Here is a 24,980-nt window from a genome sequence, read left to right on the forward strand (position 1 = left end):
CACGTCACCTCACCGCACATGAATCCATCCAAACCTCAGCATTACCGCATCATCGCCTGCGCGCTTCTGCTGCTTCTCCTTATGCTTGCTCCCTTCCTGCTCGGCGCCCGTCGACCGCCGCAACCGCTGCCTGATTCTCCCATCATCGACATGCACTGCCACACCGCCGGCCTCGGCGCGGGCGGCAGCGGTTGTTTCGTCTCCGAGAAACTGCGTAACAGTTTCAAACTTCGTTTCTACTTAAAGAGCTTCGGCGTCACCGAAGAGGAAATTCTGCGCGAAGGCGACGCTCTCGTCCTGCGCCGCCTCTCCGCCAAACTGGCGGAGAGCAAACACGTCAGCCGCGCCGTCGTGCTCGCCCTCGACGGCGTTGTCGATGAACACGGCAACCTCGACCGCGCGCGCACCGAATTCTACGTGCCCAACGAATTTCTCGCCGCCGAAATCCCCCACCACAAAAACCTCTGGTGGGGCGCGAGCGTGAATCCACTCCGCCCCGACGCGCTCGCCCGCCTCGATTGGGCGAAAACCCACGGCGCCGTGCTCGTGAAATGGTTGCCGTCCGTGCAAGACATCGATCCCGCCGACGAACGCTTCATCCCTTACTACAAAAAACTCGCCGCGCTCGGCCTCCCGCTCCTCACGCACACCGGCAATGAACGCGCCTTCACCCACGCGCACGACGAACTCTGCGACCCCGCGCGCCTGCGCCTCGCCTTGGAATGCGGCGTCACCGTCATCGCCGCCCACGCGGCGACCACGGGAGAGTTCGCCAACGAACCGTCGCTCGACCACCTCGCGAAATTGATGACTGAGTTTCCGAATCTCTACGCCGACATTTCCTCGCTGACCCAGATCAATAAGCGCACCCACCTCGCCAAAGTCCTGAGCCGCCCCGAATTCACTAGTCGCCTCGTTTACGGCACCGACTACCCGCTCATCGCGATTCGTTCGCTGGTGTCGCCGTGGTATTTCCCGCGCGAACTCGGCCTCAAACAAACGGTCGCGTTCTCAAAAATTAAAAATCCCTGGGATCGCGACATCGCCATGAAACAAGCCCTTGGCGTGCGCACGGAAACGTGGACGCGCTTCGAATCACTTATGTCGAAATAATCTCTCTCATTCTTACCACAGGTTGGGGCCGACCTCCGGGCGGGCCGTTAGTCTCTTCGTGGCTACCGGCCTGCCCGGAGGTCAGGCCCTACCCTCACTCACGCTTCCTCTTTCTGAAATTTCCCCGCCACCCAATCAGCCACCGCATTCAACCGCAGCGCAAACCCCACATATACCGCACCGAGCACCGCCCAGCACCAGTAACCGAGATATTGGTAGGTGTTGCGAATCTGGTGGTATTTCCAGCCGTAGAGATTGAGCAACGTGTTCATGTCACCGCCCTCATCGTCCTCGCCGTTCACGAGTGAGCCCATCGGGATCGCCTCGTCGCCATTGTGCACGAGATTCCAGAATTCGACGATGTGCAGGAAACACGTCGCCCCGATCAGAAAGAAAACGTAGCGGCATGCGCCCCAGCGAAATTTCTCGGGCAACTGCACAAAGAAAAATGCCATCATCAACGCGCTGAGATAAAATTCCCCGCCGACTCCGCAAAACGTCCACCAAAACTCCTGACGGTGCAGCGGCAGCTGCCACGTCATGATAAACTGCACCACCGCCAGCACGACCGCGATGAGCATCGGCCATACTTTACGTTCCTTCCATCCAGCCCAAAACAAAACCGCCAGCAGAGCCAGCACCCCGAAATACACGAACGGCGAAAACTCCGGCTCAATGGGAGTCCAGCCAAACGGCAGCGGCGTCGCCCGGCGCCCAGTTATCCACGCCGCCGTCGAATGGCCGAACTCATGCATCCACACGTGAAATCCCGTGAGCAGCGCCTTCAGCGGGCTATGATTCACCAGCCATGCCAGCCCCAATAAGAGCGGCGGCATCAGCACGTTCACTCTCCAATGATCGAATCGTAGCAGCACAAATTCTTCCGGCTCTTCAGCAGGTTTAGGTGGGTGCATGCACGTAATTGTTCGGTTTTTTTGAGGGTTGCGAGCTTGCTCGCAACGCATGGTGCCGCGCGATCCACCCAATCCGCATCATCCATTTTATCCGTGTCATCCGTGGTTAAATAAAACTCCCCGCTGACCACGCCCCCTGCGCTCCTCGTATCGCACGCGCTTCGCTCCGCACGCCGCACGCCGCGCGCCACCGCTCTTGCGTTTCACTGCCTGCCTCCAATTCTCGGCCCATCGTGTCCGCCACCTTCGCCTCCCTCGGCCTTTCGAAGCCACTCCTCCAAGCCCTCGACGACCAGGACTACCTCGCGCCCACCCCCATCCAATCACAGGCCATCCCCGCCGTGTTGAGTGGCGCCGACGTCTGGGCTTCCGCCCAAACCGGCTCGGGTAAAACCGCCGCCTTCGCGCTCCCGATTCTCGAAAAACTCAGCCACGCGCCCGCCTCGCACCCACTCAAAGTCCGCGCGCTCATCCTCGCACCGACGCGCGAACTCGCCGCGCAGATCGGCGACTCGATTCACAATTACGGTTATCGCCTCGACGAACCGATCAAGACCACCGTCGTCTTCGGCGGCGTGTCCATCAACCCGCAGATGATGGCGTTGCGCGGCGGCACCGACATCGTCGTCGCCACGCCTGGCCGCCTGCTCGATCTCGTCGACAAAAACGCCCTGAAACTTTCCTCCGTCGAAACCCTCGTGCTCGACGAAGCCGACCGACTTTTTAACCTCGGCTTCGCGGACGAACTCAACCGCGTCCTCGCGCTCCTTCCTGCGCGCCGGCAAAATCTCCTTTTCTCGGCCACATTTCCGCCCGCCGTGGACTCGCTCGCGCGTGCGTTGTTGCGCGACCCGGTGCGCATCGCCGTCAGCTCCGACGACGCTCCTTCCGCCGCGCCGGTGGAAATCACGCAGCGCGCCATCGAGGTCGACCACGGGCGCCGCACGCAGCTCTTGCGCACACTCATCGAGGAAAACCAGTGGACCCGCGTGCTCGTCTTCGTCGCCACGAAATACCACACCAGCCACGTCGCCGATAAACTCCGCAAAGCCGGCCTGCGCGCCGCGCCTTTCCACGGCGAACTCAGCCAGGGCGCACGCACCGAGAACCTCGAAGATTTCAAAGACGGCCGCCTCCAAGTCCTGATCGCCACCGACGTCGCCGCGCGCGGCCTCGACATCCAAGGCCTGCCCGCCGTCGTGAACTACGACCTCCCGCGCTCACCTGCCGATTACCTCCACCGCATCGGCCGCACCGGCCGCGCCGGCGAGCAAGGCGTCGCCGTGAGCTTCATCACCGCCGAGACGCACCATCATTTTCGCATCATCGAAAAAAAGAACGGTCTCCAACTCGAACGTGAGCGCATCGCAGGCTTCGAGCCCATCGACGTCATCATCCCGCCGCTCGATCCCAACGGCGGCGTCAAAGGCAAACGCCCGAGCAAAAAAGACAAACTCCGCGCCGCCCAAGCCGCCGCCGAGGCCCTGAAAAAACGGTAGGGCCCGACCTCCGGGCGGGCCGCCAAGACTGGCACGTCGCCTCCCGCTTCCGAGAATCTTTTCGCTTACTCTTAATCTTTCTCTTCCTCCCGCCGTGCTGATTGAAGAGAAAGATTTCTCGCCGCCACCCGCGCGCTCCGGTAACCAAATCCCCATGACCGAACCTGCCGCCTCCAAACCGCGCGTCGTTGCCATCCGCACCGACACCATCGAGCTCGCCCAGCTCCTGAAACTCGCCGGCATGATCGACACCGGCGGCGCGGCCAAAGCCGTCATCCAAGCCGGCGAAGTCCAGCTCAACGGCGCCCCCGAAACCCAGCGCGGCAAAAAAATCCGCACCGGCGACCTCGTCACCTACAACGGCGAAACCATCCACGTAAAACAGGACAAACGCTAGTTCCGCATAAACTGTCCAACCACGAACAGACACGAGAAGAGAGAACCCTGATCCAGCACGTAAAATCTCCGGGTCTTCATTCGTGTGAATTCGTGTCCATTCGTGGTTCACTTCTGATTCTCCAAAACTTCCAACTCCGATCTCCCAACTCCGCACGCTCCGCGTGCTCCCTCCATGCCCACCGCAGACCTCCAAATCGAAACCATCAAAGCCGGCACCGGCGCCTCGCCCAAGAAAGGCCAGCTCGTGACCGTCCACTACACCGGCAAATTCACGGACGGAAAAAAATTCGACAGCTCCGTCGATCGTGACGACCCGTTTCAATTCGTGCTCGGTGAAGGTCAGGTCATCGCCGGCTGGGATGTCGGCGTCGCCAAGATGAAAGTCGGCGACAAAGTGAAGCTCACGATTCCCCCGCACCTCGGTTACGGCGCCGGCGGCTACCCCGGTGCCATCCCGCCGAACGCCACCCTCATTTTCGAAGTCGAGTTGCTCGCGATCGGTTAAGCCAGAGCGCATTTTATCTTCTGCAGGGCGGGATCACTGATCCCGCCTTTTTCGTGTCGGTCGGCTTTACGCCCTCGAACATCCTGAAACGCGGAAAAAAAATCAAAGCCGCCCGCAGAATTTCAAGCCCGCCGCCAACAAACCCATCCACGCAAAAAACGCCGCGGCGAACTTGAGTTGAAACGAACCTTTCGCGGATTTGTGCCGGAATAAAATCAGTCCGAGCAGTCCGCCGGGCCAACCACCCAGCGCACACGTCCAGCAAAGTGCCGCTTCCGACACGCGGCGCGCACCCACTTTGCCGGCGCGCCATTTGTCCCAGCCGAAAAGTATGAATGCCCACGCGCTCGTGCCAGCGACCCACCAAAGCACGGCGATTTCAAACGGCGTCAGTTTCATAGGAGATGCTCACGATTTCCAGCTGCGCGGCGCCACTGGGAAATTTAAAGGCCACGCGCTGGCCGAGCTTCGCATTGAGCAATGCCCGCGCAATCGGCGAGAGCCAGCTGACTTCGTTGCGCTCGAAATCCGTCTCGTCCACGCCGACAATGCGATACGTTTCCTGTTTTCCACGCGGGTCGCGCACCTCCACCGTAGCTCCGAAACGCACCACGTCGTGCGGCTCAGGCGGCACTACGGTGATCTCTGCCGAACGCAGCGCCTGTTCGAGTTGCGCGACGCGTTGCTCGACATGTTGCAAGCGCTCCTTCGCGTCCGCTCCGCGCATACCGGCCTCCGCGGTCGTCGCCATCAAGGCCGGACGCTCCCCGTCGCGCAGTTGCGCGAGTTCAAGTTGGAGGCGTTTCGCGCCGCGCGCGGTGAGGTAATTGCGCGCACCCGGCGGCAGCACGCTCACCAACTTCGGCACAAACGCGTCGCCAGTGTCATCTTCCTTGGTGAAAGCTTTGCTCACGGGCGGAAGCTACGTCGCCTTCCGCTCAGCGCAAACGCAACCACAGCACGAGCGCGCCCACGAAAAGCAGCAACTCCAAACCTGCCGTTGCGAGCGTGACGCCGCCCACCGGCCATTGTTGCAAGAGCGTCACCGCGCGGAAAATCACGAGCGGCGCATAAAAGAGCAACGAGAGGGTGATGCCGGTCGCGTGTTGGTTTTGCTGCGAGCCTAGCCAGGCAAACATAAGCGCGAGTCCCAGCTGTAATCCGCCGTAGATGACCAGGTATTCCGAACGCCCAGAGTTGTTCAGATCGACATAGCCGATGTTAAACGAGGTCTCCTTCGGTTTCAGCGTGCACCACACGGCGAAAACAAAGTAGAGCGCGGCATTGATCCAAAGGTAGAGTTTCATGCGAGTGGGCGACGAGGGGTTAAACCAACCTGAAGAGGATCAACACGAGCAGGATTACGAGGATAGTTCCAAGAATCCCGCTCGGGCCATAGCCCCAGCTTTTGCTGTGCGGCCAAGCCGGGACGACCCCGATCAGCAGCAGCACAAGAATGATCAAAATCAGCATGTTGGTATCCATGGGCGTAAGGAATGTGCTTCTTGGGACTTTTCACCGCGCGCGACGTTCCTAGGGAAATTCCCGTCGTCGCCATCGTGCATCCCGCGGTGAGCTTTCAACGCCCTTCCGTCGCCGACCCTGCTCCGTCCGCCGCGTTCGGTTGCGCCAGATAATTGGCGCGGCGCGCGCCACTGCGCCCCTGTGACGATTTGCGCTCCTCCGGCGAACTATACGCCTGCCGCCGATAACCCGCGCGATTCGGGTCGGCCGCACATGCGATCTGGTAATCCTGCATGCGTTTGAACACGTCGAGCAGTTGCCCGTTGTCCGGATAATGATCGAGCGCGCTCATTTCCAAAACGGTCAGCAACTCGTGCACGGCCTCAAGCGTGGAGAGACACCCCTCGATGGGTTGCTGTTTGATCACATAGCGACTCGGCGCCGACGGCGTAAACATGATGCGCGGCAGCCGTTGCAAACTCGGGCTTAGCCGCAGCATTTTCCGTGCGCCGCTCCACGTGCCATCCAACAGGAACACGACGAGCTTCCGCCCCGCGAGTTGCGCGCGAAACTCCGCCGGCGCACCGTGCGAAAGGTTCACCGCCGTCGCGCCCGGATACAGCAGCACGGGAAAATTCCGCGGATCGCGGATCAGCGCCTGCACCGCCGCGTGATCATCAAACGCCGTGCCCATGTGCAGTTCGCTGTTCGGCAAACACAGGTGCGTGAGCCGCCCCGTGCCGGCTTTCTCCTGCTTAAATTCCTTCGGATGCATCAGGAACACCAGGCGCGTCGCCGTCGGCATCGGGCGCAGGGAAGCACACCAGCAGAGTGCCTGCGGCCAAAAACAACGGTAACACATCACGCGCGCCATAAAGTGCGCACACTGCCCCACCGCCCACCCGCGCCGCAACCTTTCGTTCGCCCCGACGCGCTTCCTTCGCCCTGCCACCTTTGCTCGCGCCGCTGCGAAAATCACTCCGCTCAGCCAATTCCGTTTGTCATATAATATATGACAAACGCGCTTGGCTGCTTCGAGCCGCGAATTTGGCTGCCATTTCCCGCGGGGCGTGTGCATCGTGATTTGCACATGGCCCAACTCGGCAAACGCAACTCCCTCCTCGTGCTCCGCGCGGCTCAACCCGGACTCTACCTCGACGGCGGCGCGCACGGCGAAATCCTCCTGCCGAGTAAATACATCCGCGCCGGCGACATTCCGGGAAAAACGATGGACGTGTTCGTCTATCGCGATTCCGAAGACCGCCTCGTCGCCACGACCGAAAAACCAAAGGCCTATGTCGATGAGTTTGCTTACCTCAAGGTCGTCGGCATGAACCGCCGCGTGGGCATCTTTCTCGATTGGGGCCTGGAAAAAGATCTGCTGCTCCCGCTGCGCGAAATCAAAGGCCCGCTCGATGTCGGCACCTTCGTGCTCGTGCAAATCGTCCTCGATGTTTCCAGCGATCGCCTCATCGCGAGCGCGCGTCTCAAGAAGCGCCTCGACCTCACCCCGCCGCCTTACGAACCCGGCGAAGCGGTGCGTCTGCTCGTCTCGGGCCAAAGCCCGCTCGGCTACAATTTTATCATCAATCACGCGCACACCGGGCTCATTTACGAACGCGAAGTCACGACGCCGCTGAAAGTCGGCGACTTCGTCGAAGGTTACGTGCGCAACATCCGCCCCGACGGGAAAATCGATCTCGCGCTGGGCCGCGCCGGTTACCGCCGCATCGAAGGTGCCAGCGACATCATTCTCGAAAAACTCAAAGCCGCAAAAGACGGACGTCTCCCCTTCAACGACAACAGCCTGCCCGAAGAAATCCGCGACGCATTCGGCCTGAGCAAAAAAGCCTTCAAGCAAGCCATTGGCGCACTTTTCAAAGCGCGGCTCATCCACATCGAAGGCGACGGCATCTATCTCGCCGAGCGCGGCAACGAAGAGAGTTAATCCCGTGAGTGGTGCGCCACGCATTCTCCTCATCATGGGCGTGGCCGGTTCCGGCAAATCCACGATCGGCCAAGCGCTCGCCGCGCAACTCGGCTGGCCCTATTTCGAGGCCGACGATTTCCACAGCGCGGCAAACAAAGCTAAAATGTCTGCTGGCATCCCGCTCAACGATGACGACCGCGCGCCGTGGCTCGCCGCGATTCGCGCTGAGATCGATCGCTGCGTCGCCGCCGGGCGCAGCGCCGTGTTCACCTGCTCCGGCTTGAAACAGAGTTATCGTCGCGTGCTCATGGACGGCGCGCCGTCAGTCACTTTGGTTTATCTCCACGGGGACGCAGAAACGCTGCTGCAACGCCTCAAGCAACGCGCCGGCCACTTCATGAAACCCGCGATGCTGCAAAGCCAGCTTGCCACGCTCGAAGTGCCAGCCGACGCGTTCACCGTCGATATCCGCAAAACGCCCGACGCAATCGTTGAGGAAATTAAGGCACGGCTGTCTTTGTAGGCGGGGCTGGCGTCAGCGCGTTCCACCAATCTCGCGCTTCAGCTCGGCGAGAAACGTTTTCAAAAATTCCGTGCGCCGCACTGCTTCGGCCCGACCCGCCGCAGTCTGCATCGTGTCCTGCAACGTCAGCAGCTTTGTGTAGAAATGATCCACCGCTGCGCGCGAATCATCGGGCGAACGCGTTTCGCAAAAGGGATCTTCGCCGACGTAAAGCGAACGTTGCATCTGCCCTCCGAGCATCAAACAACGCGCGAGCCCTACCGCGCCGAGTGCGTCCAGCCGGTCGGCGTCTTGCACCACTTTCGCTTCGATCGTGGTGGGCGCAAGGCCCGCGCTGAAACTGTGTGCCTCGATCGCGTGCGTGATTTCCGGCAGCCAGCGTTCCTCATAATTCCACTCACGCAACCAGTCCGCCGCCTGCTGCGCCGCGAGTCGCGACGCTTGGGCGCGCTGCGGAGAATCCTTCGCCACCGTTACGCAGTCGTGCAACCACGCCGCGGGCAGCACGACTTCCGTTTTGGCATTCTCAACTTCGGCCAATCGCCGGGCATTAGCCACCACTCTACGGATATGCATCAAATCATGCGCGGCATCGCCGGCCGCATGCACCCCCAACGCCTGCACGCATTTTATTTCAAGTTCGGCGAAACGCAGAATCATGCGCTTAAGTTGCCGGTGCCTTAACGTCAGTCAACGCCACGCACCGGTGTGGTTTCCGCGATGAAGCGACGCCTCAAGGCGCTTGTCTTTAAAACCCGCGGAGGTCAGCGCGGGCCAACTGCAATCGGCAACGGAGTATTTTCCAATTCGATCAGTTGCTGCAACCGCGCGAGCGCCTGCTCATCGCTCACCGCGAGGAGAAACGCCCAAGCACCGAGCACTTTCCGACAAAAAATCACCCGCTCCACCGCGGTTTTGTTAATCGAAGTATCAACGCTCGCGGCCCGCTCCACGGGCGCGACCGGCAAACCCGGCCGCCGTTGCGGTAACCATTTCTCGCCTACGGCGCGCACGGCGGGATCGCTTGATTGACGCGCCCAATCGCCGATGAACCAGCGGCGCTCCACCGACCAACGCGTGACGGCATCGGCTTTGGTCGCATCGAACTTCGTCGGCCACGCATAACTCGACTGCCAGTAAGTCCACGTGAGCAGATCTTCATTCTGCTTCTGGCCCGCGCTCGTAAAATCACTGCCGCGGGCTTCGAGTCGCAGCAGGAATTTTTCGAAATTCAGCGCCAGCTCGGATACGCCGGTGATCTCGCCCGCCTCGACCGCTTTTTGCCATGCGGGCCGCAGGGTATTTTTCCAAAGCGCCGGCAGTTCGCCGGCAGGCGCGCGATTTCCGCGCGGTCGACCTGGGGCACTGGACGCAGGGCCAAGGGCCGCAACGAGCTCCTCAGGCGTGCCGGCGATCAATAATTTTTCCATGTGCGAATGCCGTTCGATCAGAGACTGCGTGAAGCGTGCAAACTGCGCACGCTTTTCCTGAAACGCCGCGTCTTTCACTTCGGTGAAGTTTCCCGCGAGTGCTTCACGATAAACTGCCAGATGCCGCGCGACGGTCGGCTTTAATTTCGTCGCATCCGCCGTATCGAGCCACGCGGCCCAACGCTCCAGATATTGGTCGGAGGTGCTGTAAGGTTTGTCGATCGTGCGGTCGACGAGCGTCGCGGCGTCGTGCGCGGCCGCGAAGGAGAAAGCACGCGGTTTCGCCGACGTCTGCTCCAACAAATCGAAGCCGACTAAAAATTCCGGGATGTAACGCTCGTAACCCGCCCAACGGTCCGGATCAGGATTCGGGGTGCAACCCGCCGCGAGCGACGGTTCGTCGGTCGCGGTGAAACCTGCAACCGGTGCGCTGCCCAAGCTCGCCCGCCACGCCGCGATTTCCTGCGCAGTGGCTTGACCATTCAACCAAGCCGGATTCGGCGTGATCGCCCGCGGCACGCCCACGAAATGAAAGCCGCCCGAGTGACATTGCGTCATGCAAAACACAACGCGGCCTCCACCAAGTTCCTTCGCGAAGAGTTCGCGCAAATCGTCGACCGTGATTTCCTGCGTCAGATCAGGACCCCAGCCGCCTTGTTTCGTTGGCTGCAATTGCCAGAGCGTGATCGCGCTCTGCTTGGTTTTGTCCTTCGTCAACGAACCGTGGTCGCCCACGAAAAGATAAAGTGTGCCGCCTCTCGCGACGCGCGGAAGAATTTCGTTTTTAAATGCCGCGAGGATTTCTGCGCGGTTTGCCGGACGATTACGCGGCAACTCACCGGCGAGCCACGTGCTGAGCAGCAGCCCGTCTTTTTTCACTTTGCGATGCACGTCGGCGAGCACCGCGGATTTGTCGGGTTGGGCGCCCGTGCCGAAAAACGTCCACACTGCCTCCGCTGGATACGTTTCCTGGAAATACGCGGTCATCGCCTTCGCTTGCAGGTATTGCGAATACTGGTTGGAGAGCGGCGAACCGCCGCCCGAGAGGAGCACGAACGCATCGTGCGGGCCGACAGCGGGGCGCGCGGGTGCGGCGGGGTTCGCGGTCGCAGAGGTCGCAACCGTGGGATTTGAGCACGCCGCAAGCAGCGCGAACAAACCGGCCAGCGCGACGCGAAAAAGAAAGCGGTGAGAGTTAACCATGAATTAAAAATGGAAGCGGGGCCATTCGCCCCGCGGGTTTCCGTCTGCGCAAGTGATGCCTCGCGGGGCTGATGGCCCCGCCTCCCAAAAAAGAAAATTACGGAGGTGCGACTTACGGCCCCAGCAACTTCGTCAGCGCTTCGTCGAGCTTGGCGCCGTGCGTTTCGGTCGTGACCAGCAAGCCATCTTTGCCGAGCAGGAAAGTCGCGGGGATGCTGCGGATATTATATTTCTTACCGAACGGATTGGGACCACCGGCTTCGTTAAACCAGTGCGGCCAGTCGAGTTTTTCGTCGGCCACGAATTTGACGAGCTTCGCGCGATCGGCGATGCGATCGAACGAGATGCCTACCACCACGAAGCCTTTGTCGCCCCATTTCGCGCGGGCGGCTTTGATATTCGGCAGTTCCTTGATGCACGGCACGCACCAGGTTGCCCAGCAATCGATGAGGACCACCTTGCCGCGCAATGTGGAGATATCGACCTCGCTGCCATCGAGCGCAGTAAACTTGAGTTCCATCGGCGTCGTCTTCAGCGCGTGAATCGCCAGCTGGCCATTGCCGAGATTGGCGAGATCGGGGATTTCATTTTTCGAAAGTTCTACCAAGTGCGCCTCGACCGCGGCAGGCTCATGCTGCTCGAGCTGGCGCAGGTATTCCTGCTCCATGAACGTGCGATACGGAGCCGCCGGGGCGCGCGCCGCGACGGTGGCGATGCGCGCTTTCAACGCGGCAAGGTCGGGTTTGCCGCCGGCTTCGAGTTGAATCGCGAGGTCGTTTTTTGCGGCGACCCAATGCAACCCCGACCAGACATTGTCGGGCCAGGTATCATCGCGCAGCGTTTCCACGAGGCGATTTTGCAGGAACGCGCGCCACTCTTTGCGCACGCGCGGCGCGTCGTCGCCTTTGATCCACTCTCCAAAACTGGCGACGTTGAAGAGGATGCCGCCCACGCGGCGCTCAGTCGGATATTTTTGAAAAAACTCCAACGCCTTGTTGATGACCTGCCCGTAGTTGACGTTCTTCTCGCCGCTGCCGCGATCACCCATGCCATTGATGTGCTCACGCCAGAGCGCGGTGGCCGCGGGATCGATCGCTGGAACTGCCGGAGCAGCCGCCGGCGTGACCGGCGGAGGTGTGGAGGAAACGGTTTCCTGGGCGACGAGCGCCAGCGCAACCGACGATAACCCCACCAAGGCGGAAAAGCGGAAAAGAGAACGAAATGATTTCATGGGAAAAAATTACTCCCGCGCCGAAGGATTTCAGCGCGGGAGTGAAGTTAGGAATTACAGGCTCTTTTTGACCTGCACGTAGACGTAGCGCTGACGGGGATCTTCATAACGGCTGTAGTAACCGTAGGAATCCGAGCGGAACGAAGGTTCCTTGTTGAGCACGTTACGCGCACCCACCGTCCATTGCGTGGAATCAAGAATGCCACGCAGTCCGCGGCCATAGTTCACCGGAAACTTGTAGCCAGCCTGCACGTCCCAGAGCGTCGCTGAGGCAATCTTGCCACCGTCAAACTGATTGGCAGTCGGAGAAGAAGGCGACGGACGAGTCGTGGTCGTGTAGTAGGAATTGATGTAGGTTGCGGTCACGCCGGCGGTCCAGCCCTTGCGCTCCCAGAAGATGGAGTTGTTGCCGCGCCACTTGAGGGGATTGCCGACGTAATCAACGCGCTCGACCCACGGGCTCGTCGCGAGCACTTGGTCTTTGAACGAGTCCGTCCACGTCGCGACCCCGAGGTAAGTGAACGAGCCGAGCGTCGAGATTTCGCGGGTGTAACGTATTTTGAAATCAGCGCCGCTCGTGCGGGTGATGCCCACGTTCATCGGACGCCAGTCGATGGAGGTGACTTCACCCAGCCAGCCATTCGCGATGTCGGTGGGCGACGGCGCAGCGCGAATCACGCGTCCAGGGTAGGACAAGGGATTGTTCACGACCTCTTCCGGATTGGGTGAACGCACGGCGTCGATTTTCTCGATATCGAAATAGTCCACCGAGAGAGTCAGGCCCGGGACAAAACGCGGGGTGAAGACGATGCCGTAGTTCCACGCGGTGGAAGTTTCCGGACGAAGATCAGGACTGCCGCCGGAAATTTCCGTGCGCTGGTAATTTGAAAATGTGCCGCCACGGAAGTTGTCATTGAACGGAGTGAACGCCGCGGTGTTGGTGCGCGGGTTCTCATAGTTAACTTGATCCGGCGGGAAGAACCCTTCCGCGTAGGAAGCGCGCAGCGCGATATCCTTGGTGATGCCCACGCGAATCGCCGCCAGCGGGCTGGTCTCGCTGGTGGAGTCATCGGTGTTTTCATAACGCACGCCGAAATTCAGATCGAGTGAATCGATGGGAATCGGCCGCCACTTCTCCCCGATCACGGGAACCGAGGTTTCCAAAAAGACGGACTCAGTGCGGCGCGCATTGGTCGTCGCGCTCAAGACACCTTGAGCACCGCCCATCGCCGTGAGGTAATCCTGGCCAGTGATCACGATCTGATTGGCGTTCCACGAGGACCAAATCACTTCCGCACCCGGAGAAACCAAGATCGGGCCGGCGGGAAGATCGAACACTTCACCAATCGCCCGGAAGTTCACCTGCGAGAGGCGGCTGTAGAACGAATAATAACGCGTGTAATCAAAATATTTAACCACGTCGGCCGACACGGGAGTCTGGCGATGGTCGGCGAAGGGATTCCAAAGCGCCCGACGCTGCGCGAGCGTCAGGTTGCCGGAACCGGCCGCAGTCAAAAACGTAATGAGGTTCTGCGCCGGGTTGGAACCCGCCGAGTAGCTGCGGGAGTATTCGCCCGTGCCGTCGATCGACCACGACCAACGGTCGCCAATTTCGCCTTTAAAACCGAGCAGAGCGCGCGCGCTGTTACGTTCCTGGAAAAGGGTGGAATCAGGCAGGTCAATCGGGTCGAGATAAACCTGCACGGGCACACCGACAAACCCTGGAGTCACGCCTGTGCGGAAAGGATTAATCGGATCGGTAGCCGTCAGGTTGAGTGAAGCGACGAGTTGCGGCGTGCTGTATTCGGAGCGGAAGTAACCGGCATCGACTTCGGCGTAGAGGCCCAGTTTGTCTCCGAAGATTTCGTGCTCGATTTGGGAGGTGAAATTATAGCGCTCCTCCGGGCGATACATCATCGTTTTGCCGTAACGCGCTTCGGTCGGAACCTTACCCGCGGTGGCAACAAAGGAAGATGGTGTGAGCGCCGTGCCGTCCTGGCCGGCCGGAATCTGCGCGTAGCGAATTCCGGTGGTGCCGGGAATCGGCAGCGTCAGGCCGGTGGCGTTATTGATCACGAGGGTGCCCGGCATGCCGGCAAACGCGGGAATCATGTAAGCTTCAAACGCGGAGCGGCCGCCGACGACCTTGGTCGTGTTGGCCGGGTAACGCTCCAACGCATTGTCCAGATAGTTACGCTCACCCGCGTAAAGCGGTTCGCTGCGTTGGTAATCCAGGGTGAAGGAGAGTTGCGTGCGGCCTTCGTTAAAAATCAGTCCTTGGAAAAAAGTAGCCTGATACTGCTCGCCGCCGCCATCGGTGCTCGTGCCCGCTTTTAGCGTGAGATCGCTGCCGGTGTAATCTTTGCGCAAGATGATGTTGATCGCGCCGCCGATGGCACCGCCGCCGTAGATGGCCGAAGCGGAGGACGGAAGAATCTCGATGCGGTCGATGGCCGCGAGCGGGATGCTGTTCAGATCGGGGCCGTTTTGACCCGTGCCGCGCTGGAGGCGGCGACCGTTGATCAAGATGGAAGTTTGTAGCGAAGAAAAGCCGCGCAGTTTCACCTCGGAAGCCTGGTAAGTTTGCCCACCGGGCGAAGCGGTCGATTGAACCGCACTTTGCATGGCGGTGCTGCCGTAATCGCTGGTCTGCGGAATGAGTCGGAAAAGTTCCTCGATGCTCGTCACGCCCATGCGATCCATTTCGACGCGGGAGATGACATTGTAGTTCAGCGCACCCGTTTCAGCGGTGCTGAGGATGCTCTGATTGTTCAACCCATCGACCTTGCGGCCGATGACCTCGAAACGATCCAGCTCGATCGTGCCGCCCTGATTCGCGTTTGCGCGCGCCGTGCGATCGGTCGTCACTGCCACCTCGGGAGCAACGCTCTTTTTAACTGCGAGCGCCCCCGTGCTGGCGTCATAGACGGCTTCGAGCGTCGTGCCGGCGAGCATCTTTTGGAGCGCACTGCGCGCGGGCAGCGTGCCGGTGACGGCGTTGGTCTGCACGCCGCTGATTTCCCGCGGCGGATAAACGACTTGTTCGCCGGACTGCTCGACGAATTGCGGGAGCGTTTTCGCGGCGTCGCCAGCGGCGATGGAAAACGCTTTGTCTGCGGCGGACATGGCCGCAATCGAAATGAAAGCCAGCGCGCCAACCATAACGGCGCGCCAGAGATTAAACAAAGGCCGGTCAGCCTCGAACGAACTACGGTGCTTGCTCATGAGTGAATTTGGTGTGCGGACCGCTGCTTCACGCAACCGGCCCATCCACAAGACGCGCCACCCGCGCATTTCTGTTAGAGCGTTTCAGGAATTTTTCTCAAATTTCACAGAACGCTCCCGTGAAATTTCATCGCTCGCGCTTAACGCGCTTTGCTCAGCAACACTTTGCCGTTCTGGCTACGATCTGCGGTGAGGCCGAAGGCACTTTCCATAAAATCCACAAACACGGCGACGTTGTCCGCGCGGAAAGTGCCGGCGACGAGAGTGTCGCTCGCCGACGGATCGACGATAATCTGCGTCGAGTTCAGCCGATTAAATTCCGCCGCCACGCGATCCAGTGAGAGATCGGCAAATTTCAAACGCACCGCCTGCCACGCCAACGCCCGGCCGATTTCGTCGGAGTCGATGCTGGCGATTTCCGGCGGATGACTCGTCGTCGGCGCGAGCGGGATGATCGCGCGCCACCCGGCGTCGAGAAACGATTGTTCTTCCGCCAGCGCTTCCGTGCGCCCCGGAATCACCGCGCCTGCGCGTTCCTCTTCGAGTCGCACGGTGCCTTCGGTGACGAGCACTTCAACCGCGTGCGGATCGAGTTTCACATTAAACGCCGTGCCGACCGCGCGCACCGTAACCCCGCTGGCGTCGACGACGAACGGGCGCGTGGCGTCTTTCTTCACCGTGAAGTGGACCTCGCCGCGCACGAGTCGCACGTGGCGTTCTGCGGCCGTAAAATTTTCTTCGATGGCGCTGTCGCCGTTCAATTCCACGCGCGAACCGTCCGGGAGAAACAGCGTGCGCGGAGCGACGGTTTCAATTTGAGCTACACGCGACGCGTCCACCGGCGGCGTGATTACGGCTTCTCCGCCCTGCTTCCACAGCCCAACCACGCCAATCGCGACGACCAGCCCGGCCGCTGCCGCCCAAGGCAAAACCTGATTCCACGCCAAGCGGCGTGCTTCCTTCGCGGGCTTGCCTGCCTCCGCGTTGACCACTTCCCATTCCGCGCCACGCATCGCGATGCCCTCGGGAAGTTCGCTGACACGATTGAGTAATTCCCAAGCGGCTTGCGCTTCCGTCCACGCTTCGGCGTGCAACGGGCTTTCGTTGATCCAGCGACCGAACTCGGCGGCTTCTGCAGGCGTGAAGCCGCGATCTTTCACCACGAGCCAGTCGGCGGCGGTGAGATCGATGCTTTCGCGCTCAGGGTGAGAGTAGCGAGGGGGCTTCATGGGGCGATGAATGCGTCTATTTTTTTATCCGCCGTTCGCGAAAATATTCCATACACCGTCGCACCCCCAGCGAGGCCTGCGCCGCGACGGTGTTTTCGGAAATACCGAGTTTTTCGGCGATTTGTTTTTGGGAAAGTCCATGGAGTTTGCGCAGCACGACCACCTCGCGACAGCGCTCGGGGAGCGCCTGGATGGCCTCGGCAAGCATGGCGAGTTCGTCGTCATGGCTCGCCGTTTCCGCGGCATCGGGCTTATTATCCGAGACGGGCGACGCCTCGATTTCTGCTAGAGGCCGCATCGGAATAACTTTTTCGTGGCGAAAAATATCGAGCGCCGCGTTGCGCGCCGTGGCGAAGAGGTAGTTTTTCGCATTCATCACCCGCCCGCTTTCGCGCGCCCGGAAAAGCCGCGCATACGATTCCTGCACGAGGTCGTCAGTGTCCGTTAGCGACGGAAACCGGCTGCGCAACCACGCGCGCAACGTGGATTCGTGCGGCTGCACTTCCTCGGCAAACCAACGCTGATCGTCTGACTTCGGGTGACTCAAATTAAGGTAGGGTCGGTTATCCTTAACCGACCTGATTAACGTTCGATTCTCTTAAAGGGCGGTTAAGGATAACCGACCCTACCTTAAAGCCATTCAACCGCAGAGATGCTTGGTTATTCCTCATCATCGCAGCATCGAGATCAGTTTGGCGCGGCTCTTGATGTCGAGTTTCAGGAAGATCGACTGCAGCTGATTCTTAATCGTGCCGAGGCTCTTGTGCAGCGCGGCGGCGATTTCTTCGTTACCGAGGCCATCGCGCACGAGAATGGCGACTTCGCGCTCGCGCGGCGTGAGGCGCGATAACACCGCGAATTGCCGCTGGCCCGGATCGGCGGCGGGTGCGCTGAAGACTGAACGATTGATCAACTGCGCGAAAAGATAGGGCCGCGTGAGCAGCGGGTCGTCCATCGTGACGAGGCTGAGGTCGGCTTGCAGCGCCGGTTGCTCCGGGTGCACGAGCCGGCGGCGCGGAGTGCTCGCGCCAACGCCGGGCGCGAGCGCCTGCGCGTAGTGCTCGTTGAGCAAGCCGTCGTAAGCATCGAGAAACGCCGGCGGAATGGTGAACACGGCGCGGCTGTTCATTTGGCGCGCGGCATCCGGGCCGAGGTTCCACAACGCGCACGCGTCGAACACCTCCGCGTTGGCGAAAACGAGTTCGCGCTTCGCGTTTACCAGCAACACGCCTTGCGGCAGCAAATTGATGAATTGCTGCAACGTGCTGCGGCACACCCGCTCCTCTTCTTGTTTTTCGATGCGATGCAGCGTGCGGTCGAAAATCGGATGCAGATCGAGCAACAGGTTCATCTCGCCACGCGAAAACGCCTTCTGCGAAAACGCACGGCGCAGCACGAGGATGCTCTTGCGTTCGCCTTTCTCCCAAGTGGTGAGGCCGACAAGTTTGTCGAACCCTTCGGGCCGCAGCACTTGCGAATAGAAATCGCTTTTCTTCCGCCGCACCGGTTCCGACGGCATCATGTCGTCGAGATTGTAGAGCTTGATGCCCGGGTGCTCGTTGAGAAACGCGTGCGTCGGCGTCAGTTTCGCCCGCGCGCGCCACCAATCGGCGGGGCGTTGCGACGCTTGCGAATGCAGCGTCAGCGCGCCAGGCACTTTCTCTTTCGCGTCGAGAAACAGGGTCGCCGAGTGATTCTGCGGAAATGCCGTCTGCACAAACGAGCGCAGCGCCGACCAAAACGCGGTGACGTTGGTCGCGGTTTCCAACTCCACCAGCGGACGATGCAGCACCGGATCGGTGATTTGCATCGACCGATCCGTGACTTGGATCGCTGCGCTGACTTGGCCCATAGAATGAATACCTACACCGTCAGCTGGTTTTATACCAGCACGGGAATTTACATAAGACTCACAAACTGGCGTGAAATTTCATTCAGGAAGGTGGAGCCCGATCTCCGAGCGGGCTTGGTGCGACTTGCTTTAAAGGGTGGTCGCTGGCTCTACCTCTGCGACGAGCGCGGGCTCGATTGGCAAATCGCTGATCCTGAAAACCCGCCCGGAGGTCGGGTTCCACCAAGGAACTTTCTTCAGCTGTGGTTTAACGCAAAAAAAACGCCGCTCCTTTTGAGAGCGGCGTTGTAACGAAATCAGTTTCCGCGTTTCGCGAGGTCCTTCTTGGCTTTCTCCACGAGCGCGGGATCCACTTTGATGCCGGCTTTCGCGAGCGCACCGTCGAGGATCGCTTCGCCTTTCATGTAACCGACGACGATGTCCACAATCTTGCCTTCGCGATCGATGATGAACTGCGTCGGAATACCCGACACGCCGTAGAGTTTACGCGAAGCACGATTGTCGCCGCGCTCTTCCTTGTCGTGCGACCAGATCATGTCCGGATATTTCTCCTGGTTGCGACGCACCCAGTCTTCGAACTTTGCGCGCGTGTCGCTCGTGCAAGAGCCGAGCGTGACGACCCCTTGGTCTTTATACTGCGCGGCAACTTCCTGCGTGTGCGGCATCGCGGCCATGCACGGCCCGCACCACGTCGCCCAGAAATCGAGGATCACGACTTTGCCTTTGAAATCGGAAATTTTCACGTCCTTGCCTTCGAGCGTTTGCGTGGTGAAGTCCGGCGCCATTGCACCGATCTTGATCGTCTGGACGCGGGCTTCCGGCGCAGCGGGTTTCGTTTCAGCGGCCGTGTAAACGCGCGCGGGCATGTCTTCGGGTTTCAGTTTCACCCCGGCACGCAGCAGCAGGTTGCCGATGCCGTTGACGGTGGGCGGGCCAAAACCCGCCGACCAACCGAGCATCTTGCCTTCAGAGTTCATCGCGATGTAAGCGGGAATCATGGTGACCGTGCCCGCGAGTTTCGCGGTGATCACGGTCTGCATGTGCGCAGACTGCGCTTTGCGGAACGCGGCTTTTTCTTCGTCGGTCAGTTCGTCCATCGGTTTGGCTGGACGGCTCGGTGCGCCGGCGGGATCGAACGCGAGCGGGAAGGAGTATTTGCCGGCGTTGGCCGTGCGCCATTTATCGAACTCTTCACGGCTGCCGAAGGCACCCACGCCAAGAAACACGACGTTCTGGTCTTTGTAGTTCGCGTTCCACTTATCCCAGAGTTCCACCATCGGCGGGGGCGGCATGCCTGCCGACCAGATGCCAAGGATCACGGTCTTCCCCTTGGAATAGGAAGAGAGCTTCACGAGTTCGCCGGCTTCGTTTTGCAAATCGACATCCGGCACTGGTGCGCCGGCGATGAGGTTGGCCATGTTTTCACGGAACGGCGGCGGCGGATTTTTATCGTCGGCGGCGGCTTTGATCGCGCGGGCTTTTTCTTCCTCGGCCGACTTGGCGAGCTGTTCCTTGCCTTTCGTCACGATGGCTTCGTCGACCTTCACGCCGAGCGATGCGAGCGCGGTTTCGGTGCGGGCATCTTCCTTGCCGCCGTTGCCGACGATGGTGGCAGCGATCTTGCCGTCGCGACCGATCACGAACTGCGTCGGAATACCGACAACTTTATAGTGTTTCTGCGAAGCGCGCTCATCGAACGTCGCGGAGCCGCGTTCATTCGGGTCGAACGTCCAGATCATGTCCGGATACTTCGGGGAATTTTTCGGAATCCATTCCTTGAATTTCGCAATCGTGTCGCTCGTGCCGGACGCGAGGACGATGACGTCCTGATCTTTATACTTCTTCGCAATGTCTTGCGTGTGCGGAAACGAGGCGATGCACGGTCCGCACCACGTGGCCCAGAAATCGAGGATGACGATCTTGTTTTTGAAATCGGAGAGCTTCACTTCCTTGCCGTTGACGTCGTGCATCACGAAATCCGGAGCGACTGCGCCGGGTGCGAGCGTCGCGACACGTTGCGCCGGGGCCATCGCGCCGCCCGCCGCGGCCGGGGCAGCGCCTTTCATCGCGGTCGTCGTGGCCGCGGGGAACATTTTCGGCAAATCTTCCTTCGGCACATCCACGCCCGCCTGCAACAGCATCAACGACAGACGCTGCACGTTTTGCGCGCCCATGCCGATGTAGCCGCCGACGAGATTGCCTTCCTTGTTCACCACGGCGAACGCCGGATACATACCGACGCCGAAGTTCATGTGGGAGATGTTTTCCGCCCACGCCTTGCCGGACGGATCCCAGCCCGTCGCGTAAGCCGGCTTCGCGGTCGCGACCCATTGCTTGAATTGCGCTTCTTCCACCGCCGAGGCGACCGCAAACAACACGACGTCGTCCTTCGCGTATTTGGCGGCCGCAGTGACCGCATACGTTTCCGGCCCGCGCTCGGTGTTGCTAAAGAAATTTACGATCACCGTCTTGCCTTTGAAATCCGAGAGCTTCACCGATTTGCCGTCGGCGGAAGTCACCGTAAAATCTGGCACGTGCGAGCCCGGTTCGAGTGAACCAAACTTACTCGCTGCCACCGGCGTCGCCGCGCTCATGCCGCCACCGCCGCCGCCCATGCCAACCATCGGCACGGATGCCGGCGCCCCCGTCGCGCGCATCGCGGGAGTCTTGCCGATCATGGGAATCGATTTCGGCCCGTCGGTTTTTTCCGGCGGCAGATGCGAGATGTCGATCGGCAGGCCGCCCTTCGCGAGCATGCGCGTGACGTGCGGATTTTCGCCCGGGCCGCCGCCGGCGGTCACGCCCGCGATCTTGCCGTCGCGACCGATCAGGAAAATCGACGGGAAACCCGTGACGCTATACTTCGTGTTGAACACGGAATTATTCCAGTCCTTACCCAACTTGTCGTGCGCGGTGAGGAATTTGTATTTGTCGCCGTTGCGTTTCACCCAGCCGTCGTAGTTCTCGCGCGAGTCGGAGGCGCACACCGCGAGGATCACGAAACCTTCCTTCGCGTATTTTTCAGCGAGCTCGGAATTATGCGGCATCGAGGCCACGCACGGCCCGCACCACGTCGCCCAGATGTCGAGCATCACGAGCTTGCCGCGAAAATCGGAGAGTTTCACTTCCTTGCCGTCCGGCCCGTAGACCGTGAACTCCGGCGCGACGTCGCCGATTTTCAGGCGCGGATAGGTCTTGGCGGTCGCGCCCGCCTCGGTGGAAGCCGGCACCGACTCCTGTGCCGCGAGCGGATTTAAAATAACAGCTGCAGCGACCGCGCCCAGCCCGAGCCAACGTTGGAACATTTTCATAGGGGAAAAGTGATGTGATGAAGCGATGGAAAGGATTCGAAAACCCGGCGCCGTCAAAGAGCGCCACGTTGAACCCAAGTCCATCATGACGCATTTGTCAGGTCTCGGTGACATAACGCACCGCGAATGTTACCTTCGGCCTATGGTTACATGAAGCCTCGTGGAATAGTATGAGCTTACTTGCACCACCACCCGACGCCGCGGTCACCGGCGGCAAGACCTCCGTTCACACCATAAGTCACCACCCATGCAAACCACACTCAACCGCCTGCTGCTTGCCGCGGTTTTAATCACAGGTGCCACCAGCGCCTTCGCGCAATCCACCGCGCCGACACCGGCCACTCCGGTTACGCCAGCGAAAGAAACGAAAGAGCCTTCCGAGCTCACTCCTGCCCTCAAACTCGAAAAAATCGAAATCACCGGCTCACGCATCCGCCGCGTAGATGTAGAAGGGCCCTCCCCGGTCAGTTCCTACAATCATGAATACATCCGCTCAACCGGCGCGATGAACTTGGCTGATTTCCTCAACATGCTGCCGCAAACCTACGGCGGCATTGGCGCAGGTCGCGGATCGTCCCCAAATGACCTCAGCCTCGAATTCGGTCAGCGCAACGAAAACGGCTTTCCGGCAACTCCCTTCGTGGGAGCCAGCCCTACGTTGACGCCTCTCGCGCAAACCGGTGTATCCGGAGTCAGCCTGCGCGGCCTCGGCTCGGGCTCGACCCTCGTGCTCGTTGATGGCCGTCGTCCTCCTCAATCCGCCCAGCGCAATCTCGGCACATCCACCGGCCAGAGCTTTTTCGATCTCAACACGATCCCGCTCGGTTTGATTGATCGGATCGAAGTCATCACCGACGGCACCTCGGCTATTTACGGCGCCGACGCGGTGGCTGGCGTAATCAACATCATCCTCAAGAAAAATTGGGTGGGCACCGAACTCAGCAGCTCATTCAAATTCTCGGAGCATGGCGGCGGTCGCGAACGCTCGGTTAATCTTACCACCGGCTTCGCCTCCGGCAAACTACGGGGAACGCTGTCCATGGATTATTACGACCGTGCACCGATGTATGCCTCCCAACGCGAATTTTCCGCCAATATGGATCACCGCGACCGAATCAGAAGCTACAACACCACCACCAACTTGCCGATCTACGGTCTCGATAACCGCATCCAGTTTGGCTATCCCGCCACTGTGCAGGCGAGCGGCGGTGTCGTCGCGGGGACGTTTGATGCCCTGCCTGGCATCCGCGTGGTTTTAACTCCTTTTGGCTACGCTACCACGCCGAGAGTCGCTGATTTTATTCCGCGCACCGCACCCGGCGACGGGCAATCGGGCACTGCGGTAAACGCCCAAGGTCAGCGCCAAACCAACGTCTCAGACCAACTCGAACTCATCCCCCAATCGGAACGCTACGGCGTGAGCGGCAACGCGAGTTATACCTTCAATTCCGGATTGGAGGTCTACACCAGCTATCGCTTCAGCGACTCGCGCGGTTTCGCGACTTCCCTGCCGGCTTACAGCGCCAACGTGCTCGTTCCTGCCGCCAACAATCCATTTAATCAAGCCGTCACCATCGGCATGCTCCATTATGAATTCGGCACGATCAGCCAGCGCACGAAAACTGAATCCCATGCCCTTACCGCCGGCGTTAAAGGTGCACTCGGTGATTCGTGGCACTGGGATAGCGGGGTCAGCTGGAGCCAGTCAGACCTGGCCCAAGTGAATCGGAATTTCAACAATGCCGCGTTCATTGCTGCCGTTCAAAATGTCGATCCGGCGCTGCGCTTTAATCCTTTTATCGATGTGCGCGCTGGCGCTCCCAGCCAGGCAAAGCTCTATGAAGCGATGGCTTTGTATCCCACGGTTGACGCCATTTCGAAATTCCGGACTTGGGATTTCACCGCCGACGGAGATCTGTTCGAAATTTGGGGCGGCGACATCAAGGCCGCCATCGGCGGTTCTTACGACAAGGCCGAAAGCACCAACGACTCCATCACGTATAGCGCAGCGGTTCCTTCGATCTCCACACAGACCATCTACGAAACCAGTCGCGAAACCTACGCGGCGTTCGCCGAGGTCATGGTGCCGGTCTTCGGCAAATCCAATGCGGTCGCTGGGCTTCGCCGACTGGAGTTCCAAGTCGCTACTCGCTATCAAGACGAAGGTGCCGCCGGCGATAGCATCGTGCCAAAATTCGGCGTCTCCTGGGTGCCAATCGAATCCCTGTTAGTGCGTGCCAGCTTCTCCAAGGGCTTCCGTGCGCCTTCGCTCACCGAAACCCAGGTCGCCAGCCAGCCTCCGTTGAACACCAATGTAAATGATCCACGTCGCGGTGGTATCCTGACTCCGGTAGAGGTCATTCGCGGCCCCAATCCGAATCTTGGGCCGGAAACTTCCACGAATGAATTTTACGGCATCGTTTACGAACCGAAGTTCGTCAAAGGACTCAACCTCTCGGTTAATTATTACCGCACGATCCAAGAGGACGCGATTCAGAACATCTCCCAGTCGACCATCCTGAACAACGAAGCGTCGTTTCCAGATCGCGTGGAGCGCGACGCTCCGAGCGCCGCAGACATCGCTGCGGGTCAGCCGGGCGCTATCAAAAGAATCACCATCTACTACGTAAACTTCGGTGAAGTGCGTAACGAGAGCATCGATTTCACGGCCGAATACCGCCTTCCCTGGGAGACGTTCGGACGCTGGCGCGTCAGCGCGAATGCTTCGCACACGTTGGACGCCACCCGCAAACTCACGCCCGGCGCTCTGCCGATCGACGACACCGGCGACACCTATGCCCCACCGAAATGGAAAGGCATCAGCTCCATTTTTTGGAACGGTGGCTCGTGGAATGCGTCCGCCATGCTCAGCTACATGAGCGGTTTCAAAACAAACTTGGCAGGTATCTCGGGCGTCCCTCAGCTGCAAAGCGCTCCAGGCGTATCCAAGCTGGACCTCCGCGCAGGCTACGATTTCAGAAATGGCCTCTGGCGCGGCTACGGCAAAGACCTGCGCATCAGTGTGGGCGTCAGCAACGTCTTGGACAAAGAGCCCCCGTTCTACGACGTGGTGTATGGTTACAATGCGGGCCTGCACAGTGCCTACGCCCTCGGACGCGCTTACGAACTCTCCTTCGTCCTGCCGTTCTAAG

Annotated in this window: 22 protein-coding genes; 8 read left to right on the plus strand and 14 right to left on the minus strand. The window is 60.1% G+C overall.

Annotated features, from left to right (window positions below; translation table 11 throughout):
- Positions 1-18: 18 nt before the first annotated feature.
- Positions 19-1,113 carry an amidohydrolase family protein gene (locus ACRRQW_RS05825; RefSeq protein ID WP_438480325.1) on the plus strand — a complete coding sequence of 365 codons (1,095 nt, stop codon included), beginning with the start codon at positions 19-21 and terminating at the stop codon, positions 1,111-1,113.
- A 98-nt stretch (positions 1,114-1,211) separates the two neighbouring features.
- On the opposite strand, the gene ACRRQW_RS05830 is transcribed toward ACRRQW_RS05825, so the two are convergent.
- Complete coding sequence (locus ACRRQW_RS05830; protein ID WP_438480326.1) at positions 1,212-2,027, minus strand: M50 family metallopeptidase; 816 nt, start codon at positions 2,025-2,027, stop codon at positions 1,212-1,214.
- A 233-nt stretch (positions 2,028-2,260) separates the two neighbouring features.
- On the opposite strand from ACRRQW_RS05830, the gene ACRRQW_RS05835 reads away from it, so the two are divergent.
- The 3 genes from ACRRQW_RS05835 to ACRRQW_RS05845 all read left to right on the plus strand — a co-directional run bounded on the left by ACRRQW_RS05835 (position 2,261) and on the right by ACRRQW_RS05845 (position 4,430).
- Entirely contained in the window at positions 2,261-3,526 is a 1,266-nt protein-coding gene (locus ACRRQW_RS05835) for a DEAD/DEAH box helicase (RefSeq protein WP_438480327.1), read from the plus strand.
- A gap of 154 nt (positions 3,527-3,680) precedes the next feature.
- Complete coding sequence (locus tag ACRRQW_RS05840) at positions 3,681-3,923, plus strand: RNA-binding S4 domain-containing protein (protein WP_438480328.1); 243 nt, start codon at positions 3,681-3,683, stop codon at positions 3,921-3,923.
- 174 nt (positions 3,924-4,097) lie between these two features.
- Positions 4,098-4,430 carry an FKBP-type peptidyl-prolyl cis-trans isomerase gene (locus ACRRQW_RS05845; RefSeq protein WP_438480329.1) on the plus strand — a complete coding sequence of 111 codons (333 nt, stop codon included), beginning with the start codon at positions 4,098-4,100 and terminating at the stop codon, positions 4,428-4,430.
- A gap of 102 nt (positions 4,431-4,532) precedes the next feature.
- Here ACRRQW_RS05845 and ACRRQW_RS05850 read toward each other — a convergent pair whose 3' ends face one another.
- The 5 genes from ACRRQW_RS05850 to ACRRQW_RS05870 all read right to left on the minus strand — a co-directional run bounded on the left by ACRRQW_RS05850 (position 4,533) and on the right by ACRRQW_RS05870 (position 6,699).
- Positions 4,533-4,829, minus strand: a complete 297-nt coding sequence (locus ACRRQW_RS05850) for a DUF1294 domain-containing protein (protein ID WP_438480330.1) — start codon at positions 4,827-4,829, stop codon at positions 4,533-4,535.
- Positions 4,810-5,343 carry a GreA/GreB family elongation factor gene (locus ACRRQW_RS05855; protein ID WP_438480331.1) on the minus strand — a complete coding sequence of 178 codons (534 nt, stop codon included), beginning with the start codon at positions 5,341-5,343 and terminating at the stop codon, positions 4,810-4,812. Before ACRRQW_RS05855 ends, ACRRQW_RS05850 begins: the two co-directional genes overlap by 20 nt.
- A 25-nt stretch (positions 5,344-5,368) precedes the next feature.
- Complete coding sequence (locus ACRRQW_RS05860; RefSeq protein ID WP_438480332.1) at positions 5,369-5,737, minus strand: DUF4345 family protein; 369 nt, start codon at positions 5,735-5,737, stop codon at positions 5,369-5,371.
- 19 nt (positions 5,738-5,756) lie between these two features.
- Complete coding sequence (locus ACRRQW_RS05865; protein WP_438480333.1) at positions 5,757-5,915, minus strand: DUF3309 family protein; 159 nt, start codon at positions 5,913-5,915, stop codon at positions 5,757-5,759.
- Between the two features lie 94 nt (positions 5,916-6,009).
- Complete coding sequence (locus ACRRQW_RS05870; RefSeq protein ID WP_438480334.1) at positions 6,010-6,699, minus strand: tRNA-uridine aminocarboxypropyltransferase; 690 nt, start codon at positions 6,697-6,699, stop codon at positions 6,010-6,012.
- Between the two features lie 207 nt (positions 6,700-6,906).
- Between ACRRQW_RS05870 and ACRRQW_RS05875 the strand changes: the two genes are divergently transcribed.
- Together ACRRQW_RS05875 and ACRRQW_RS05880 are read left to right on the plus strand one after the other, a co-directional pair.
- Positions 6,907-7,842 carry a CvfB family protein gene (locus ACRRQW_RS05875; RefSeq protein ID WP_438480335.1) on the plus strand — a complete coding sequence of 312 codons (936 nt, stop codon included), beginning with the start codon at positions 6,907-6,909 and terminating at the stop codon, positions 7,840-7,842.
- Positions 7,843-7,846: 4 nt separating this feature from the next.
- Positions 7,847-8,347: a gluconokinase gene (locus ACRRQW_RS05880; protein ID WP_438480336.1), complete on the plus strand. Its 501-nt coding sequence runs from the start codon at positions 7,847-7,849 to the stop codon at positions 8,345-8,347.
- 12 nt (positions 8,348-8,359) lie between these two features.
- Here the strand turns inward: ACRRQW_RS05880 and ACRRQW_RS05885 are convergent, their stop codons facing one another.
- The 7 genes from ACRRQW_RS05885 to ACRRQW_RS05915 form a co-directional block, all read right to left on the minus strand.
- Entirely contained in the window at positions 8,360-9,007 is a 648-nt protein-coding gene (locus ACRRQW_RS05885; RefSeq protein WP_438480337.1) for an HD domain-containing protein, read from the minus strand.
- Positions 9,008-9,111: 104 nt separating this feature from the next.
- The gene (locus ACRRQW_RS05890; protein WP_438480338.1) at positions 9,112-10,980 is read right to left on the minus strand and encodes a hypothetical protein; all 1,869 of its coding nucleotides are present in this window, start codon (positions 10,978-10,980) and stop codon (positions 9,112-9,114) included.
- A gap of 112 nt (positions 10,981-11,092) precedes the next feature.
- The gene (locus ACRRQW_RS05895) at positions 11,093-12,211 is read right to left on the minus strand and encodes a TlpA family protein disulfide reductase (protein ID WP_438480339.1); all 1,119 of its coding nucleotides are present in this window, start codon (positions 12,209-12,211) and stop codon (positions 11,093-11,095) included.
- A 54-nt stretch (positions 12,212-12,265) separates the two neighbouring features.
- Positions 12,266-15,436 carry a TonB-dependent receptor gene (locus ACRRQW_RS05900; RefSeq protein ID WP_438480340.1) on the minus strand — a complete coding sequence of 1,057 codons (3,171 nt, stop codon included), beginning with the start codon at positions 15,434-15,436 and terminating at the stop codon, positions 12,266-12,268.
- Between the two features lie 140 nt (positions 15,437-15,576).
- Positions 15,577-16,665, minus strand: a complete 1,089-nt coding sequence (locus tag ACRRQW_RS05905; RefSeq protein ID WP_438480341.1) for a FecR family protein — start codon at positions 16,663-16,665, stop codon at positions 15,577-15,579.
- A 16-nt stretch (positions 16,666-16,681) separates the two neighbouring features.
- Complete coding sequence (locus ACRRQW_RS05910) at positions 16,682-17,212, minus strand: RNA polymerase sigma factor (protein WP_438480342.1); 531 nt, start codon at positions 17,210-17,212, stop codon at positions 16,682-16,684.
- A gap of 123 nt (positions 17,213-17,335) precedes the next feature.
- A complete protein-coding gene (locus tag ACRRQW_RS05915) occupies positions 17,336-18,517 on the minus strand; it encodes a helix-turn-helix transcriptional regulator (protein WP_438480343.1) in 1,182 nt (393 codons plus the stop codon).
- Positions 18,518-18,520: 3 nt separating this feature from the next.
- Between ACRRQW_RS05915 and ACRRQW_RS05920 the strand changes: the two genes are divergently transcribed.
- Positions 18,521-18,808 (plus strand): hypothetical protein, encoded by a 288-nt coding sequence (locus ACRRQW_RS05920; protein ID WP_438480344.1) that lies wholly within the window; start codon positions 18,521-18,523, stop codon positions 18,806-18,808.
- A gap of 5 nt (positions 18,809-18,813) precedes the next feature.
- Here the strand turns inward: ACRRQW_RS05920 and ACRRQW_RS05925 are convergent, their stop codons facing one another.
- Entirely contained in the window at positions 18,814-21,828 is a 3,015-nt protein-coding gene (locus ACRRQW_RS05925) for a redoxin domain-containing protein (RefSeq protein ID WP_438480345.1), read from the minus strand.
- Positions 21,829-22,075: 247 nt separating this feature from the next.
- Between ACRRQW_RS05925 and ACRRQW_RS05930 the strand changes: the two genes are divergently transcribed.
- The gene (locus ACRRQW_RS05930) at positions 22,076-24,979 is read left to right on the plus strand and encodes a TonB-dependent receptor plug domain-containing protein (protein ID WP_438480346.1); all 2,904 of its coding nucleotides are present in this window, start codon (positions 22,076-22,078) and stop codon (positions 24,977-24,979) included.
- Position 24,980 lies beyond the last annotated feature (1 nt).

Source organism: Oleiharenicola lentus, from assembly GCF_051660365.1.
In the GTDB taxonomy this organism is placed as follows: Bacteria; Verrucomicrobiota; Verrucomicrobiia; order Opitutales; family Opitutaceae; genus Lacunisphaera; species Lacunisphaera lenta_A.